This is a genomic window from Mesorhizobium sp. GbtcB19, assembly GCF_019091085.1.
Lineage (GTDB): Bacteria > Pseudomonadota > Alphaproteobacteria > Rhizobiales > Rhizobiaceae > Mesorhizobium.
The window spans coordinates 1-259 of sequence record NZ_JAGXJY010000304.1 but is presented as its reverse complement, the minus strand read 5'-3'; the positions used below and the strand labels follow the sequence as shown (position 1 = coordinate 259).

1 pseudogene is annotated in these 259 nt (G+C 67.6%); it reads left to right on the top strand.

What is annotated here, in order from left to right:
* Positions 1–151: 151 nt before the first annotated feature.
* Positions 152–259, top strand: a pseudogene (locus KVT37_RS33650) (ABC transporter permease); the annotation flags it as partial.

The following is a 259-nucleotide window of genomic DNA, read 5'->3' as shown; positions in this document are numbered from 1 at the left end:
GCGCTGAGCGACGTACAGGAGAAGATCCTGCGGTCCGCCGAGCAGCCCGGCTTCCACGCCCGCGCCCAGGCCTATCCGGCGCCGAGCGCCGATCACGACAAGAAGATGCAGGATATGTGGACCGAAATGCTGCAGGCGCAGTAACCGGCCGATGGCGTGCACGGGAAACTCGCGTGCCCTGCCCTGGGCGCGGGCCACGCCGGCGCTGGCGTGGACGCTTCTGTTCTTCGTGCTGCCCTTCATCGCCATGGGGTTTTCG